The following is a 13,748-nucleotide window of genomic DNA, read 5'->3' on the forward strand; positions in this document are numbered from 1 at the left end:
CCCGAGCTCAAGATCCTGACCGACATCATGGCCGGCGGGGTCTCGGCCGCAGACCTGGTGGTGATGGCGGCGCACCTGGATGCCAATGCGGTGCGCATCGATCTGGTGGGGCTTACGGCCAAGGGCTTGGAGTTCGCCTGATTTCCAGCTGGTGGCCTGCACAGCACGGCCACCACGGGAGACTCAGGCGGGTGACTGTGCGTTGCCCTTGGCCGTGAACGCACTGCCCAAGCTGCGGTCCCACAGCGGCGCCACCTGGGCCGGACCGTCGAGCACGCCCAATTGCAGAAAGCTGTCGGCCACGGCCTGGTGGCCCCTGACCACGCCATCGTCCACGGCGCGCAGGTCGTAGTCGGTGCTGCGGTTGTTCCACAGCTCGATCAGGTCGCCCACGGGCACGCGCGTCTCTTCGGACTGCGCGCGGGCATAGGCCAGGTAGTTGCCGTTGGCCCACAGGTAGGCGCGGCGCAGGCGCTGCAGGTAATCGCTGATGGCGGTGTGCCTGAGCGGATCCTGAATGGACCTGGGGTTGGCATAGACCGGGAAGTTGCCCGACAGGTAGCCATCGCCCGTCTTGAGCACGCGCGCCCCATAGCGCAGCCGCGCCAGCTGGCCGTTGTAGCCATAAATGGCCCAGGCATCCAGGTCGCCCCGGTCGAAGGCCGAGAGGCCATCGGCCGGCGTGAGGTTCACCGCGTTGATGTCGGCAAACGACAACCCGGCTTCGGCCAGTTGCCGACTCAGGTAGTAGTGCGAGGTGGTGGCGCGCACATAGCCCACGCGTTTTCCCTTGAGATCCGCAATGCGCTGGATCGGCGCGTCCTTGCGCGCCAGCGTGACCTGGTTGTTCAGGTCTTCGCGCACCACGGCGATGAAGCGCACCTGCGCCTTCTGGCGTGCCGCGAACAGGGCGGGGATCTCGCTGCCCGAGCCCAGGTCCAGCGCATCGCCGTTGATGGCCTCGATGTGCAGTACGCCGTTGTTGAGCTCGCGCCATTCGATGCGGTAGGGCGTCTGGCCCTGGCCGCTGGCCGCGATCAGGGCGCGCCACAGGCCCTTGTAGGTGCCGATGCGCAGCGTGACCTTGGACAGATCGGTGGCACCTGCCGCCAGCACGGGTGCGCCGAGGGTCGCCAGCGTGGTGGCGCCCAGGCCGGCGCGCAAAAGGGTGCGGCGGCGTGTGCCGGAGGTCGTTGGAAATGACATGGAGAAAGTCCTTTCGTCGTTCTGCGGGAACCCCAAGGTTCCGGCAATCGCCTGCCGGCCCCAACGACCATTGCGTAGCAACGATATGCGGAAACAGGCGGATCGGCGCTGGCGCCTGCCTCATGCTGAAACCGAATGTGCACGCGCGGTTTTCTTCGTTGGCGTGATGGCTGGAGGGCCTTAAGGTGGCAGGCAATACCCGCTCCCTAGGCCGTCCCATGTCCTCTGCCACGCTGCTGAATTCGCCCCACCTGCCTGCCCGCAACCCCGTGCCCCAGCGCAAGGACTGGTTCGACCCGCCCGCCGCGCGCCCCACGGTGCAGGCCGAGCGCCGCCACCGGCAGGAGAACCTGGCCGTGGCCTTTCGCCTGTTCGCCCAGCATGGCTTCGACCATGGCCTGGCGGGCCACATCACGGCGCGCGATCCGGAGTGGGCGGACCATTTCTGGGTCAACCCCTTGGGCCTGCATTTCTCGCAGATCAAGGTGTCCGACCTGCTGCTGGTCAATTCCCTGGGCGAAATCGTGGTCGGCAACGGCCCGCTGAACCGTGCGGCCTTTGCCATCCATGTCGCGCTGCACGAGGTGCGGCCTGATATCGTGGCCGCTGCGCACACGCATTCGACCTACGGCAAGGCCTGGTCGGCGCTGGGCCGCCGGCTCGATCCGCTGACGCAGGACTCGTGCATCTTCTACGAGGACCACGCCCTGTTCGACGACTTCACCGGCGTGGTGCTGGAGACCGACGAGGGTTTTCGCATCGGTGAAGCCCTGGGTCACAAGAAGGCCGTGATCCTGCAGAACCACGGCATTCTCACGGCGGGCCCCTCGGTGGAGGCGGCTGCCTGGTGGTACATCGCACTCGAAAATGCCTGCCACACCCAGCTGCTGGCCGAGGCCGCGGGCGTGCCCCGGCCCATCCGCCCCGAGGTGGCGCGCCACACGCATTCGCAGATCGGCGGGCCGGGCGGGGCGCATTTCACCTTCAAGAGCCTGTTCGACATTGTGGTGCGCGAGCAGCCCGAGGTGCTGCAGTGAACGCGCCGCTCACGGCAGGCCAACTGGCCCGCACACTGGCCGTGGAGTTCGGCGCGCGCGCCGCGGCGCATGACCGCGAGGGCAGCTTTCCGCACCGCAACTTCGCCGAGCTGCAGCAGGCCGGCCTGTTGTCGCTGGCGGGCGCACGCCACCTGGGCGGGCAGGGCGCCTCTCTGGCCCAGTTGGCCGAGGTGGTTGGCGCCGTGGCCCAGGGCTGCGCGGCCACTGCGCTGGTGCTGACCATGCAGTACATGCAGCAGCGCGCCATGGGCCGGGCGGGCTCGCCCTGGCCCGAGGCGCTGGCGCGCCAACTGGTGCAGGAGTCGGTGCGCGAAGTCTCGCTGGCCAACGCCCTGCGCGTGGAACCCGAGCTGGGCTCGCCCGCACGCGGCGGGCTGCCGGCCACGGTGGCGCGGCGCGCCGGCGATGGCTGGCGCATCAGCGGGCACAAGATCTATTCCACCGGCGCGCCCATCCTGCGCTGGTACGTGGTGTGGGCAAGGACCGATGAAGACGTCCCGCGCACTGGCGCCTTTCTGGTGCGGGCGGGCGCGCCCGGGGTGCGCATCGAGCCCACCTGGGACCACCTGGGCCTGCGCGCCAGCGGCAGCCATGACGTGCATTTCGATGGCGTGCCTGTTCCGGCCCAGCATGCGCTGGAGCTGCGCCCGCCCAAGGACTGGTCACGCGGCGACCACGCCACACAGGCCGAAATGGTGCTGCTGCTCGGTTCGCTCTACACCGGCGTGGCGCGGGCCGCGCGTGCGTGGCTGCTCGATTTCCTGCGCACGCGCACCCCCGCCAGCCTGGGCGCGCCGCTGGCCAGCCTGCCGCGCGTGCAGGAGGCCGTGGGTGCCATCGAGGGCCGGTTGCTCACCAACGACCGCCTGCTGGCTGGCCTGGCGGCCGACCTGGATGCCGGCATTGCGGTGCCCTCGGTCGACAGCGGACTGATCAAGTCCACCACCACCCACAATGCCGTGCGCGCAGTGGAAGCGGCGCTGTCGCTCACCAGCAACCATGGCCTGGCGCGCAGGAATCCGCTGGAGCGCCACCTGCGCGATGTGCTGTGCGGGCGCGTCCACACGCCGCAAGACGACAGCGTGCTCGTGGCCGCCGGCAGAGCGGCCCTGGGCTGACAGGGCAATGCGGTCCCGGGGTGCCGACCCCGGACGGATGTGCGCTGCATGCGAAAACCGCATATCCATGGACGCAAGGCTTCGTTGGCCTGGCGCGCCGCGGATGCTGCAATGAAGCCTGTCCAATCCGATCACTTCTTGTCCAACGCCATCATGCTGCGCCGCCAATTCCACCATTTGCTCACCGCGTCCGTCGCCGCCAGTTCCTTCCTCTCGCCGGTGCTCACGCATGCCCAGTCGCGTGTGTTGCTGCGCGCGGGTGACCAGAAGGGCGGGCTGCAGGCCCTGCTCGATGCCGCTGGCGAACTCAAGAACCTGCCCTACGACATCAAGTGGAGCGAGTTCCCTGCCGCGGCCCCGCTGGCCGAGGCGCTCAATGCCAATGCCGTGGACTTCGGCCCCATCGGCGATGCGCCGCTGCTGTTCACCCTGGCGGCCGGCAGCCGCGTCAAGGCCTTTGCCGTGAGCCGCTCCGATGCCTATGGCACGGCGGTGCTGGTGGCGCCCAATTCGCCGCTCAAGACCGCGGCCGACCTCAAGGGCAAAAGCATTGCCACCAACCGCGGCTCCATAGGGCACTTCGTCACGCTCAAGGCGCTGGAATCAGCTGGCCTCAAGGCCGATGACGTGCAACTGCGCTTCATCCCCCCGGCCGATGCGAAACTGGCCCTGACCCAGGGCTCGGTGGACGCCTGGGCCACCTGGGAACCCTACACCGCGCTGGCCGAGACCAGCGGCCATGCGCGCGTGCTGGTCAACGGGCGTGGCCTGTGGACCGGGCTGAGTTACCTGGCCGCGACCGATGCGGCCCTGGCCGAGAAGGCCGCCGTGCTGCAGGACTTCAAGGAGCGTGTGGAGCGTGCGCAGGTCTGGTCGTACAAGAACGCCAAGCCCTTTGGCCAGTCGCTGGCGCGCATCATCGGCATCCCCGCCGATGCCGCGCAGCTGCAGTTCGAGCGCCGCGCCACGCGCTGGCAGGACATCGACGCCCAGGTGATCGCCGACCAGCAGCGCACGGCCGACTTCTACCTGGCGGCCGGCCTCATCAAGCAGCGGCTGGACGTGCGCGCCACCTTCGATACCCGGTTCAACACCGGAAAAGCCTGACACCTGGCCCTGTGGCCCCACATGCCGGGGCATTTCGTCCTGCGCCAGCAGCCTTGCGCGCCGCGCCGCACAATCGGCGCCTATGAATTCTTCCTCGACGATGCTGCGCCTGATCAGTGTGGCGGCTTTTGCCAGCATGGCGTCCATGCGCATCTGCGACCCCATGCTGGTTGCCTTGTCCCGCGAATTCCAGGTCACCACGGGCGATGCCTCGGCCGTGATCGCTGCCTTTGCCGTGGCCTATGGCGTGCTGCAGCTGTTCTACGGCCCGCTGGGCGACCGCTTTGGCAAGGTGCGCGTGATCATCAGTGCCACATTTGCCTGCGCGGTGTTCAGCGCCGTCACGGCGCTGGCGCCCACGCTGCCGATGCTGGTGGCTTCGCGCGCATTCATGGGTGCAGCCGCGGCCGGCATCATCCCCTTGTCCATGGCATGGATCGGGGACAGCGTGGCCTATGAGCAGCGCCAGGAAACGCTGGCCCGGCTCATGGTAGCCACCGTCTCGGGGATGATGGCCGGCCAGTGGTTCGGCGGCTTCGCCGTCGAGGTCCTGGGCTGGCGCCTAGCGTTTGCCGTGCTGTCCTTGTTGTTCCTTAGCGCCGCGACCATGCTGTTGCGCCAGGTGCGCCTTACAGCGGCGCGTGCGGTCGCATCCGGTGAAACGACGGCAGAGCCCGCGCCATTCTCTCTGCCGGCCTATCTGGCCACCACCAGGCGCCTGCTGCGCATGCCGCGCGTGCGCTGGGTGCTGGCCATCGTTGCGGTGGAGGGGGCCCTGGGCTTTGGCACCATGGCCTTCGTGCCGGCACGCATGGTCGATGGCTTTGGCCTGTCCCCATCGGCGGCGGGCGGGGTGATGGTGCTGTATGGCGTGGGCGGGCTGGTCTACAGCCTCATGGCGCGCCGCTGGCTGGCCATGCTGGGTGAGAAAGGCCTGGCATTGCTGGGCGCAACGATGATCGGCGGGGGGCTGCTGTTGCTGGCCTGGGCACCGCTGGTACCCCTGGCGGTGCTGGGCTGCTTCTCTGCCGGCCTGGGCTTCTACATGCTGCACAACACCTTGCAGGTGCAGGCCACACAGATGGCGCCCGAGGCGCGCGGCACGGCAGTCACGCTGTTCGCCTGTCTGCTGTTCCTGGGCCAGTCGCTGGGGGTTCTGGCCGTTGCGGCCAGTGTGGACCGGGGCTGGATCGCTCAGGTTTTCTCCATAGCCGCCGTGTGCGTTGTGGTGCTGGGGGTGCTGGTCTCGCGCAGAGTCAATGGGCGGGTTGTTCAGGGCACGACCGCCTGATTTCAGCGTCTAAATAACCAAACTGTCTTATTACCCAATTTTTTGATAGTTGGTTTCTTTATGCTGCAATAGTACATTCCCTTATCCTTTTCATCCAGGGCCGGACCCTTAGAACCTGTTCAATATCTTTTTACAGCCGCGTTGGAGTGCAATCGGGATGAGTGGATGCTTCGGATGCGCCGCATGGGCTCGTGCCCATGCAAGCAGCCGGGGCGTCCAATCGCCCGATTTCACTCCAACCCGAAGGGCAAGTGCCTTTTGCCTTCGGCGAAACCTTCGGTTTTCGGGCGTTCTGCGGCGTTGCGGCGCTTGCCAATAGCCGAGCTATTGGCTGCACACCGCGCCTTGCATCCCATCCCGAAAAGTGACTTGCGCGGCTGCAAAAAGATCTTGAACAGGTTCTTAGACAGGCGCACGGCGGCCCTTTGCGTTTCATGATCGACTTACGGGGTATCACCCAGATTTACCCGGGCCCCCAAGGCCCGGTGGAAGCCCTCAAGGGCATCGACCTGCACATCCAGCCGGGCGAGGTCTTCGGCATCATCGGCAAGAGCGGTGCCGGCAAGAGCTCGCTGGTGCGCGTCATCAACCTGCTCAACCGGCCCACGAAGGGCGAGGTCATCGTCAATGGCCGTGACTTGGCCAAGCTCGACGACGCGCAACTGCGCGAGGCGCGGCGCGACATCGGCATGGTGTTCCAGCACTTCAATCTGCTGTCCTCGCGCACGGTGTTCGACAACGCCGCGCTGCCGCTGGAGCTGGCAGGCATGGACAAGGCCGCCATCCGCGAGCGAGTGAACCCGCTCTTGGAACTGGTGGGCCTGTCGGCCCTGGCGAACCGCTACCCGGGGCAGATCAGCGGCGGCCAGAAGCAGCGCGTAGGCAGTGCGCGCGCGCTGGCCAGCCGCCCCAAGGTGCTGTTGTCCGACGAGGCTACCTCGGCGCTCGACCCCGAGACCACGCGCTCCATCCTGGACCTGCTGCGCCAGGTGAACCGCGAGCTGGGCCTCACGGTGGTGCTCATCACCCACCAGATGCAGGTCATCAAGCAGATCGCCGACCGGGTGGCCGTGATCGAGGCCGGCCGCATCGTGGAGCAGGGCCGCGTGCTGGAGGTGTTCACCCGGCCCCAGCAGGCCATCACCAAGAGCCTGATCGATGAGATATTGCCGCAGGAGCTGCCCGCCAGCGTGCTCGACCACGTGCGCAAGCTCACCAGCCAACTGGCCACCACGGCGCCCGGCAACGCGGGCCGCCTGCTTCGCCTGTCGTACTCGGGCGACAGTGCCTACCAGCCCATCTTGTCGCAGCTGATCCGCGAGTTCGGCGTGGACATGAGCATCCTGCACGGCCAGGTGGACGAGATCCAGGACGAGACCTTCGGTTCGCTCGCCGTGTATGCCAGCGGCGAGCCCGCGCGCCTGCGCGGTGCAGTGGAACACCTGCGCGCCGGCGGCGTGGCCGTCGAAGAAGTCACGATCGAGACCTGAGGGAGCAAAGACCATGTTCGACCATTTCACTCCGGCCATGCTGGAACTCTTTGCCTCGTCCCTGTGGGAGACGCTCATCATGGTGGGCATCTCGGGCATCGTCGGCGGCCTCATCGGCGACCCGCTGGGCGTGTTCCTGCGCCTCACCGACCACGGCGGCGTGCTGCAGAACGGGCCGGTCAACAAGCTCGTTGGCTGGCTGGTGAATGCCGTGCGCTCCACGCCCTTCATCATCCTGCTGGTGGCGATCATTCCATTCACGCGCTTCATCACGGGCTCTTCCATCGGAACGGCTGCGGCCGTGGTGCCGCTGACCATTGCTGCGGCGCCGTTTGTGGCGCGGCTGGTGGAGGCGGCGTTGCGCGAGGTGGACCATGGGCTGGTCGAAGCCGCCCAGGCCATGGGTGCGACCACCAGCCAGATTGTCTGGAAGGTGCTGTTGCCTGAGGCCTTGCCTGGTATCGTTGCTGGGCTGACCATTACGTTTGTCAGCTTGACTGGCTACTCTGCCATGGCAGGCGCCATTGGTGGTGGTGGGTTGGGGGATCTGGGGATCCGGTATGGGTACCAGCGGTTCTTGCCGGAGATCATGCTGGCGGTGGTTCTGGTGTTGATCTTTTTTGTGCAGGCGGTGCAGAGTTTGGGGGATTGGGCTGTGCGTAGGCTGAGCCATCGCTAGTCTCTGTGGTGGTTGCCGCATGCCTTGATTGAGTGCGGGAGCCGGGATGTGCGCCCGGCGGCGCACCTACTTTCTTTTTGCGCAAAAAGAAAGTAGGCAAAGAAACAGCGCCCCGCTGTCTGCGTCCCTTCGCTTCGCTACGGGCAACCTGCGATGCTCGGTCCTGGGGTGGCGTCGCGGAACTCGCTTCTTTATTCGAAATCCGATAAAACATCCGCGACGAGCCAGATCACGAAGCGTGTGTGTCCTTCGGCACACACGCCCACCCCAGGCCCTGCAGAAGGGGTGGGGAGCGGGTACCCACGGCTGCTGCTTGCGCAGCGGCGCCGGGTGTCGGCTACGCGCTGCGAGCTGCCGACGGGCGGCACAGCCGCCCTGGCGAGCCGAGCGCAGCGAAGGACCACGCGGCCGAGCGAAGCAATGGCCCGTGTTGGTATCCACCCCTTCTGACCGTGCCGAGAAGCGCAGGGCCTGGGGTGAGCGCGTGCCGAAGGACACGCGCATCGTTGTCAAGCTTGCCGCAGCTGTCTGAGCGGAGTTCGAAGAACGTAGCGAGTTCTGCGGCACACCCCAGGACCGAGCATCGCAGGCTGCCCCCTCGCCTGCGGCGAGGGGGACACGGGCAGCGGGGTCGCCTTTCTTTGGGGTACGTTTCTTTGGCGACGCAAAGAAAGGTACCTCGGCCGCCGGGCCGAGACCCGGCTCCCGCACTTGGCAAAGGCACGCAGCAACAAGGCCGCGGGACCGAGACCTGACCCGGCCTTCAACCAAAGCACACAGCGACCATCACCATCAGCTTTTCAACGGCGGAATGCGATAGTGGTACCCATACACCTCGGTAAACCCCAACCCCGCATACAAACGCCGAGCCACCTCATTGACCGCCCGCACCTGCAGATAAGCCGACACAGCCCCCGCATCCCGCCCCCACTGCAGCAGCGCACCCACCAACGCTCGCCCATGCCCCTGTCCACGGAAGGCAGGCTCGACCACGATGTCATACAGCCCGATGGAACCACGCTCCAGCACCGCCAGCCCGAATCCGATGGTCTGGCCCGCGCCATCGCGCAGGCTGGCAAACGCACAGGGCAGGGCGATGGCATGCACCATGCCGTGGTGCATGGCGTGGTACTGCGCACGCACCCCATTGGCCGCGGCAAAGCCATCGAGCCAGGTGGCCGAAGGCGTCGCATCGATCTGCACGCCGGCATGGGCCCGCGCCGCGTCCAGTCCGGCGCTGGCCATCACCAGGGAAGGGTCGAAGTGCGTGTAGCCGGCGTCAGCCAGTTCCTGGTCGGCTTGCGCAGGCGCCAGGGGTGACATGCGGAACACCGGCGGCAGCCCGTGCCGCGCATACAGTACCTCGGCTGCGGCGCGCACGCCACTGAACGACGCACCTGCCTCGATGGCATTCACCGAATTGGCGCGCTTGGTGAAGCCGCCCGACAGGCGGAACACCCAGCCGCCCTGCAGCACACTCTGGCGCGCGGGCCAGGCATTGAAGGCGCGTTCTTCAAGGGCGCGAACGGTATCGGGATGGGCGGGGGTGTGCAGGCTGGAAGGCGTATCGAAAGGCATTCCTCTTTATACCAACTGCATGCGACATCACGCCCCCAGCCGGATGCCCGCAATGCCCGCGAACACGAGCACGGCCGCCACGATGCGCCCCGGCCCCACGCGCTCCTTGAGCACCCAGGCCGAGACCAGCGCCACCAGCAGCACACTGGTTTCGCGCAGGGCCGACACCTGCCCCATGGGCGCACGCGCCAGGGCCCACACGGCGGTCCAGTAGGCGCCCATCTGCATGGCGCCCGCGGCTGCACACAGCTGCAGCGCGCGGCGGTCCACGGCAAAGGCGCGCGGCCCCTTCCACCACAGCACGATGAGCGCCGTGGCCATGCCATCGCCCAGCGTGACGAGCACCGCGAAGCCGATGGCGGCACCGGACTGCCGGGCGCCGAGTGCGTCCACCACGGTGTAGGCAGCGATCAATGTGCCGGTCAGCAGCGCATAGCCCACGGCCTTGCGGTGGTGGGCTTTCGGGCCGGCCTTCTTGAGCAGCGCCAGCGACAGCACACCGGCACACAGGCACAACACCCCCAGCAGGCTGCCGGCACCTGGCCATTCACCGGCGAGCAGTGCACCACCCGCCATCACCATCACGGGCGCCGAGCCGCGCGCGATGGGGTAGACCTGCCCCAGATCGCCATGGTTGTAGGCCAGCGGCAGCGCGAAGTGGTAAGCCGTGTGGATGGCGATGGACAGCGCCAGCAGCCCCCAGGCCGAGGCCATGGAAGGCAGCGCCACCCAGGGCAGGGCCAGCAGCGACAGCGCGCTGCCGATCAGGGTGGTGAGGGCCATGGCGGTGGTGCGGTCGCCGCCGATCTTGATGGCGCTGTTCCAGCCTGCGTTGAGCACGGCGGACAGCAGCACGATGAAAAAAACGTCATTGCTCAGCATCCGGGGATGGTCTTGCGGGCTCAGACATCTGTAAAGTTGAATTCAATGACGACTGGATTCAGGATTTCTGATGCGTAACCTCAACCTCGACCAAGTGCAGACCCTGGTGGCCATTGCCGACCTGGGCACGCTGGCTGCCGCCGCACAGGCGCTGCACCTGGCGCCGCCCACGGTAAGCCTGCACATCAGCGAGCTCGAATCGCGCCTCGGCGCCCAGCTGGTGGTGCGCGGCCGCAGGCAGGCCAGCCTGACGCCCGCGGGCGAGGCCCTGGTGGCAGGCGGCCGCCGCCTGCTCGCTGGCGCCGACGAGGTGGTGGAGCAGGTGCGCCGCCGCGCCCGGGGCCTGGAAGGCCTGGTGCGCCTGGGCACCACGGCCGGCGTCAGCCCGCACCTGCTGCCGCGCCTGGTGGACATGCTGGCGCACCAGAGCCCGGGTGTGGACGTGCGGCTCGATGTGCTCGGCTCTGCCGAGGCCATGGCGCGCCTGGCGGCGGGCACTCTGGACCTGGCCATCGTCGCCCTGCCGCAGGCCGCCACCGTGCAGGTGCAGGTGCAGCACTGGCGCAGCGATCCGATGGTGGCGCTGCTGCCCCCGGGCTGGAAGGCGCCCCGGCGCATCACGGCCGAGTGGCTGGCAGAACACCCCTGGATGTCATTCGGCCCCGCCACGCAGATGCACCGCCTGATTGCCGCCTGGTTCGCCCAGGCCGGGCTGCACGGGCGCCCGCGCATGGAGCTCAACCACCCGCTGGCACTGCGCAGCCTGGTGGCGGCAGGGCAGGGCGCGGCCCTGCTGCCGCTGGAGCAGCCCGAGGTACGCCGTGACGACCCCGACAACGCCGGCCTGCAGCTGCGCCCGCTGCACCCGCCGCTGCTGCGCGAGCTGGGCCTGGCCTGCCGCACGGACCAGGCGCACGGCGCGGCCACGCGTGCGGTGCTCGATGCGCTGCAGGCCTTGTCAGCCCGTTGACCTCAAAGGTGTTTGTAGAAAAAGGTGGTGCCGCAAAACGCCCCGTCGGGCATCAGCGCATAGCGCGGCACGGTGCCCACGCGCTGCCAGCCCGCGCGCTCGTACAGGCGCTCGGCGTCGCCACCGGTCACGGTGTCCAGCACCAGCACGCTATTGCCCTCGCTGCGCGCGGCATCGTCCAACGCGGTCATCAGGCGCTGGGCCACGCCCTGGCGGCGTGCCTTGCGGTGCACCAGCATCTTGGCCACGTCGGCGCGGTGGGGCTGGTTGTCGGGCATGGCGGTGATGAGCTGCACCGTGCCCACGATGCCATCGCTGGCACTTTCGGCCACCAGCAGCACGCGCTCTTTTCGCGCCACGCCCTCGGCCACGCCGCGCCAGAAGGCCAGCGCCTTGTCGTGCGGCAATGGGGCCATGAAGCTCACCGATGCACCGCCATGCACGCAGTCGATCAGCACCTCGGCCAGGGCCTCGGCGCTGGCGGCGGCCTCGTTGGCGCCCAGGCGGCGCACGGGGATGGGTGTGTCGGTGGTGACGGCGTTCATGGCGTTCTCCGGGTGGGTTGGAAGGGCAGGGTGGCCAGCGCCACCAGGTAGCGCGCGTCCTGCTGGGTGGGGTTGTGGAACACGATGGGCTGCGACAGCCGCATGGCCAGGCAGTCGCCGGCCTGCAAGTGCCAGGTAGCCTCGCCCACCGTGAGGTCCATGGCACCCTCGATCAGCCAGACCTGCTGGTGGATGTCGGCGTCGTGCACGGCCGAATCCAGCGCCCCGCGCTGGCCTGCGGGGAAGACCACCTCCACCAGTTGCAACGGCGACGGTGCGGGCGGCGAGAGCCGGCGCCGCACATAGCCCGAGGCCGGGTCCCGCCACAGGGGCTGGTCGCCCGCGCGGATGAAGGGCGAGGGCGGCTCGGTGACCTGGGTGCCATCATCGAAGAACGAGGCCAGCGCCACGCCCAGGCCGACGGCCAGCTTGTCGAGCACCGCGGCTGTGGGGCTGCTCTGGCCGCGCTCGATCAGCGAGATGTTGGAGCGGCTCACGCCGCTGCGCTCGGCCAAAGCCTCCAGGGAGTAGCCGCGAGCGTCGCGCAGTTCGCGCAATCTTTGGGCAATGCGGGTGTGGATGTCCATGGTTCCAGTTTAATGGATTTTTAATCCAGTATGTTGGATTGATGTGCGAGCATGCCTTCGCGGCGATACTTGGGACAAGACATACCCATAAGGAGACACCGTGACGACGACGCCGCTGCCACTGCAACCGCTCGATGCCGACCTGCTGGCCCGCGCCTTGCCCCTGCTCGACGAGGAATGGCTGGCCCGCGACGCCGACCTGGCCCCCGTACTGCCCATGGTGCTGGCGCGCAACGTGGGGCAGGACTGGCACAAGGCCGGCACCTTCCGCCACCACCTGGTGGGCGTGGCACGCTCGCTGGCCATGTGGCAGCAGCCGCGCGACGTGCGCCTGCTCGGCCTCTTGCACAGCGTGTACGGCAATGCCTTTGTGGACCTGGTGAAGTTCGACCCCGCCAGGGAACGCGCCCGCGTGCGCGAGATCGCGGGCGAATCGGCCGAGCACCTGGTCTACCTGTTCTGCACCCAGTCGCGCACGCAGTTCGTGCAGCGCGTGCTGGCCGGCGCACTCGAATCCGATGGCAGCCTGGTGCTGGAGAAGGACGGCAAGCCCCACACGCTCACGCCCTACGAGGTGGCGGCCTTCACCATCGTGAGCATGGCCGACACCATCGAACAGTGGTTCAGCTGGCAGGACGACATCTATTCGCGTTTCCCCACCGTGCAGCACCGCCCGCAGGCCGTGCACTGGGCCGCCTCGCTCTGGCCCGGCCCCATGCGTCCCAGCGGCCGCATGGTCAGCCAGATCAATGCGCTGGGCCGGGCGCTGCAGCACCCGGGCCTGAAGGGCCTGCTGCCCATGCCGCCCGTCTTCAACGGCTGCACGGCCGAGCTGTCGGCCACCGACGAGGCCGCGGCCATCTCCCTGTACTGGTCGGTGATCCAGCAGGACCAGCCCTTGGCCGACCTGGACGTGGCCACCGCCGTGCTGGAAAGCGCGGTGCGCCACAACCCCTGGGTAGGCGAGCCGCAGATGGTGCTGGCCCAGTTGTACCTGTCCGCGGGCCGCAATGCCGAGGCCGTCGCCGCCGCGGCCAGCGCGCTGCAGCAGTTCAGCGCCTGGGGCAACTCGTGGGACAAGCGCGTGCAGTGGGATGCCTGGGTGGCGTGGACGCGCATCCTGCAGCAATCAGCCACTGAGGGCTCCTGGCCCGAGCGCCTGGACAAGCTCAACAACGTGGCGCTGCGGGGTTGACGCCAGATTGACGGCTTTATATCTAATGGACCTAAGGTAATT

Annotated in this window: 14 protein-coding genes; 8 read left to right on the forward strand and 6 right to left on the reverse strand. The window is 67.8% G+C overall.

Annotated elements, in window-relative coordinates:
* Positions 1-183 precede the first annotated feature (183 nt).
* Positions 184-1,206 (reverse strand): ABC transporter substrate-binding protein, encoded by a 1,023-nt coding sequence (locus tag ACK59X_RS34685; protein ID WP_409964077.1) that lies wholly within the window; start codon positions 1,204-1,206, stop codon positions 184-186.
* 218 nt (positions 1,207-1,424) lie between these two features.
* Between ACK59X_RS34685 and ACK59X_RS34690 the strand changes: the two genes are divergently transcribed.
* The 4 genes from ACK59X_RS34690 to ACK59X_RS34705 all read left to right on the forward strand — a co-directional run bounded on the left by ACK59X_RS34690 (position 1,425) and on the right by ACK59X_RS34705 (position 5,780).
* Entirely contained in the window at positions 1,425-2,243 is an 819-nt protein-coding gene (locus tag ACK59X_RS34690) for a class II aldolase/adducin family protein (protein ID WP_409964079.1), read from the forward strand.
* Positions 2,240-3,382 (forward strand): acyl-CoA dehydrogenase family protein, encoded by a 1,143-nt coding sequence (locus ACK59X_RS34695; RefSeq protein WP_409964081.1) that lies wholly within the window; start codon positions 2,240-2,242, stop codon positions 3,380-3,382. Before ACK59X_RS34690 ends, ACK59X_RS34695 begins: the two co-directional genes overlap by 4 nt.
* A gap of 153 nt (positions 3,383-3,535) precedes the next feature.
* Positions 3,536-4,489, forward strand: a complete 954-nt coding sequence (locus ACK59X_RS34700) for an ABC transporter substrate-binding protein (RefSeq protein WP_409964128.1) — start codon at positions 3,536-3,538, stop codon at positions 4,487-4,489.
* A gap of 82 nt (positions 4,490-4,571) precedes the next feature.
* Positions 4,572-5,780, forward strand: coding sequence for an MFS transporter (locus tag ACK59X_RS34705; RefSeq protein WP_409964083.1), 1,209 nt, complete (start codon positions 4,572-4,574; stop codon positions 5,778-5,780).
* Positions 5,781-6,010: 230 nt separating this feature from the next.
* On the opposite strand, the gene ACK59X_RS34710 is transcribed toward ACK59X_RS34705, so the two are convergent.
* Positions 6,011-6,196 (reverse strand): hypothetical protein, encoded by a 186-nt coding sequence (locus ACK59X_RS34710; RefSeq protein WP_409964085.1) that lies wholly within the window; start codon positions 6,194-6,196, stop codon positions 6,011-6,013.
* A gap of 18 nt (positions 6,197-6,214) precedes the next feature.
* Between ACK59X_RS34710 and ACK59X_RS34715 the strand changes: the two genes are divergently transcribed.
* Both ACK59X_RS34715 and ACK59X_RS34720 read left to right on the forward strand, forming a co-directional pair.
* Positions 6,215-7,270 carry a methionine ABC transporter ATP-binding protein gene (locus ACK59X_RS34715; protein ID WP_409964087.1) on the forward strand — a complete coding sequence of 352 codons (1,056 nt, stop codon included), beginning with the start codon at positions 6,215-6,217 and terminating at the stop codon, positions 7,268-7,270.
* Between the two features lie 13 nt (positions 7,271-7,283).
* Positions 7,284-7,949 (forward strand): methionine ABC transporter permease, encoded by a 666-nt coding sequence (locus tag ACK59X_RS34720; RefSeq protein ID WP_409964089.1) that lies wholly within the window; start codon positions 7,284-7,286, stop codon positions 7,947-7,949.
* A 792-nt stretch (positions 7,950-8,741) separates the two neighbouring features.
* Here the strand turns inward: ACK59X_RS34720 and ACK59X_RS34725 are convergent.
* Both ACK59X_RS34725 and ACK59X_RS34730 read right to left on the reverse strand, forming a co-directional pair.
* Positions 8,742-9,527 carry a GNAT family N-acetyltransferase gene (locus ACK59X_RS34725; protein ID WP_409964091.1) on the reverse strand — a complete coding sequence of 262 codons (786 nt, stop codon included), beginning with the start codon at positions 9,525-9,527 and terminating at the stop codon, positions 8,742-8,744.
* Between the two features lie 27 nt (positions 9,528-9,554).
* A complete protein-coding gene (locus ACK59X_RS34730) occupies positions 9,555-10,409 on the reverse strand; it encodes an EamA family transporter (protein ID WP_409964093.1) in 855 nt (284 codons plus the stop codon).
* Between the two features lie 70 nt (positions 10,410-10,479).
* On the opposite strand from ACK59X_RS34730, the gene ACK59X_RS34735 reads away from it, so the two are divergent.
* Positions 10,480-11,379, forward strand: coding sequence for a LysR family transcriptional regulator (locus tag ACK59X_RS34735; RefSeq protein ID WP_409964095.1), 900 nt, complete (start codon positions 10,480-10,482; stop codon positions 11,377-11,379).
* A 2-nt stretch (positions 11,380-11,381) separates the two neighbouring features.
* Here the strand turns inward: ACK59X_RS34735 and ACK59X_RS34740 are convergent, their stop codons facing one another.
* Both ACK59X_RS34740 and ACK59X_RS34745 read right to left on the reverse strand, forming a co-directional pair.
* Positions 11,382-11,924 (reverse strand): GNAT family N-acetyltransferase, encoded by a 543-nt coding sequence (locus ACK59X_RS34740; protein ID WP_409964097.1) that lies wholly within the window; start codon positions 11,922-11,924, stop codon positions 11,382-11,384.
* The gene (locus ACK59X_RS34745) at positions 11,921-12,511 is read right to left on the reverse strand and encodes a helix-turn-helix domain-containing protein (RefSeq protein ID WP_409964098.1); all 591 of its coding nucleotides are present in this window, start codon (positions 12,509-12,511) and stop codon (positions 11,921-11,923) included. Before ACK59X_RS34745 ends, ACK59X_RS34740 begins: the two co-directional genes overlap by 4 nt.
* 100 nt (positions 12,512-12,611) lie before the next feature.
* Here ACK59X_RS34745 and ACK59X_RS34750 point away from each other — a divergent pair, with 100 nt between their 5' ends.
* Positions 12,612-13,706, forward strand: coding sequence for a DUF6817 domain-containing protein (locus ACK59X_RS34750; RefSeq protein WP_409964100.1), 1,095 nt, complete (start codon positions 12,612-12,614; stop codon positions 13,704-13,706).
* Positions 13,707-13,748: the final 42 nt, after the last annotated feature.

The organism is Acidovorax sp. (genome assembly GCF_046339755.1).
In the GTDB taxonomy this organism is placed as follows: domain Bacteria; phylum Pseudomonadota; class Gammaproteobacteria; order Burkholderiales; family Burkholderiaceae_C; genus Acidovorax.

Coding starts and splice junctions, on each gene's coding strand:
- ACK59X_RS34685 (WP_409964077.1), bottom strand. CDS start 1,206: ATGTCATTTCCAACGACCTCCGGCACACGCCGCCGCACCCTTTTGCGC.
- ACK59X_RS34720 (WP_409964089.1), top strand. CDS start 7,284: ATGTTCGACCATTTCACTCCGGCCATGCTGGAACTCTTTGCCTCGTCC.
- ACK59X_RS34730 (WP_409964093.1), bottom strand. CDS start 10,409: ATGCTGAGCAATGACGTTTTTTTCATCGTGCTGCTGTCCGCCGTGCTC.
- ACK59X_RS34745 (WP_409964098.1), bottom strand. CDS start 12,511: ATGGACATCCACACCCGCATTGCCCAAAGATTGCGCGAACTGCGCGAC.
- ACK59X_RS34725 (WP_409964091.1), bottom strand. CDS start 9,527: ATGCCTTTCGATACGCCTTCCAGCCTGCACACCCCCGCCCATCCCGAT.
- ACK59X_RS34735 (WP_409964095.1), top strand. CDS start 10,480: ATGCGTAACCTCAACCTCGACCAAGTGCAGACCCTGGTGGCCATTGCC.
- ACK59X_RS34740 (WP_409964097.1), bottom strand. CDS start 11,924: ATGAACGCCGTCACCACCGACACACCCATCCCCGTGCGCCGCCTGGGC.
- ACK59X_RS34700 (WP_409964128.1), top strand. CDS start 3,536: ATGCTGCGCCGCCAATTCCACCATTTGCTCACCGCGTCCGTCGCCGCC.
- ACK59X_RS34690 (WP_409964079.1), top strand. CDS start 1,425: ATGTCCTCTGCCACGCTGCTGAATTCGCCCCACCTGCCTGCCCGCAAC.
- ACK59X_RS34705 (WP_409964083.1), top strand. CDS start 4,572: ATGAATTCTTCCTCGACGATGCTGCGCCTGATCAGTGTGGCGGCTTTT.
- ACK59X_RS34715 (WP_409964087.1), top strand. CDS start 6,215: ATGATCGACTTACGGGGTATCACCCAGATTTACCCGGGCCCCCAAGGC.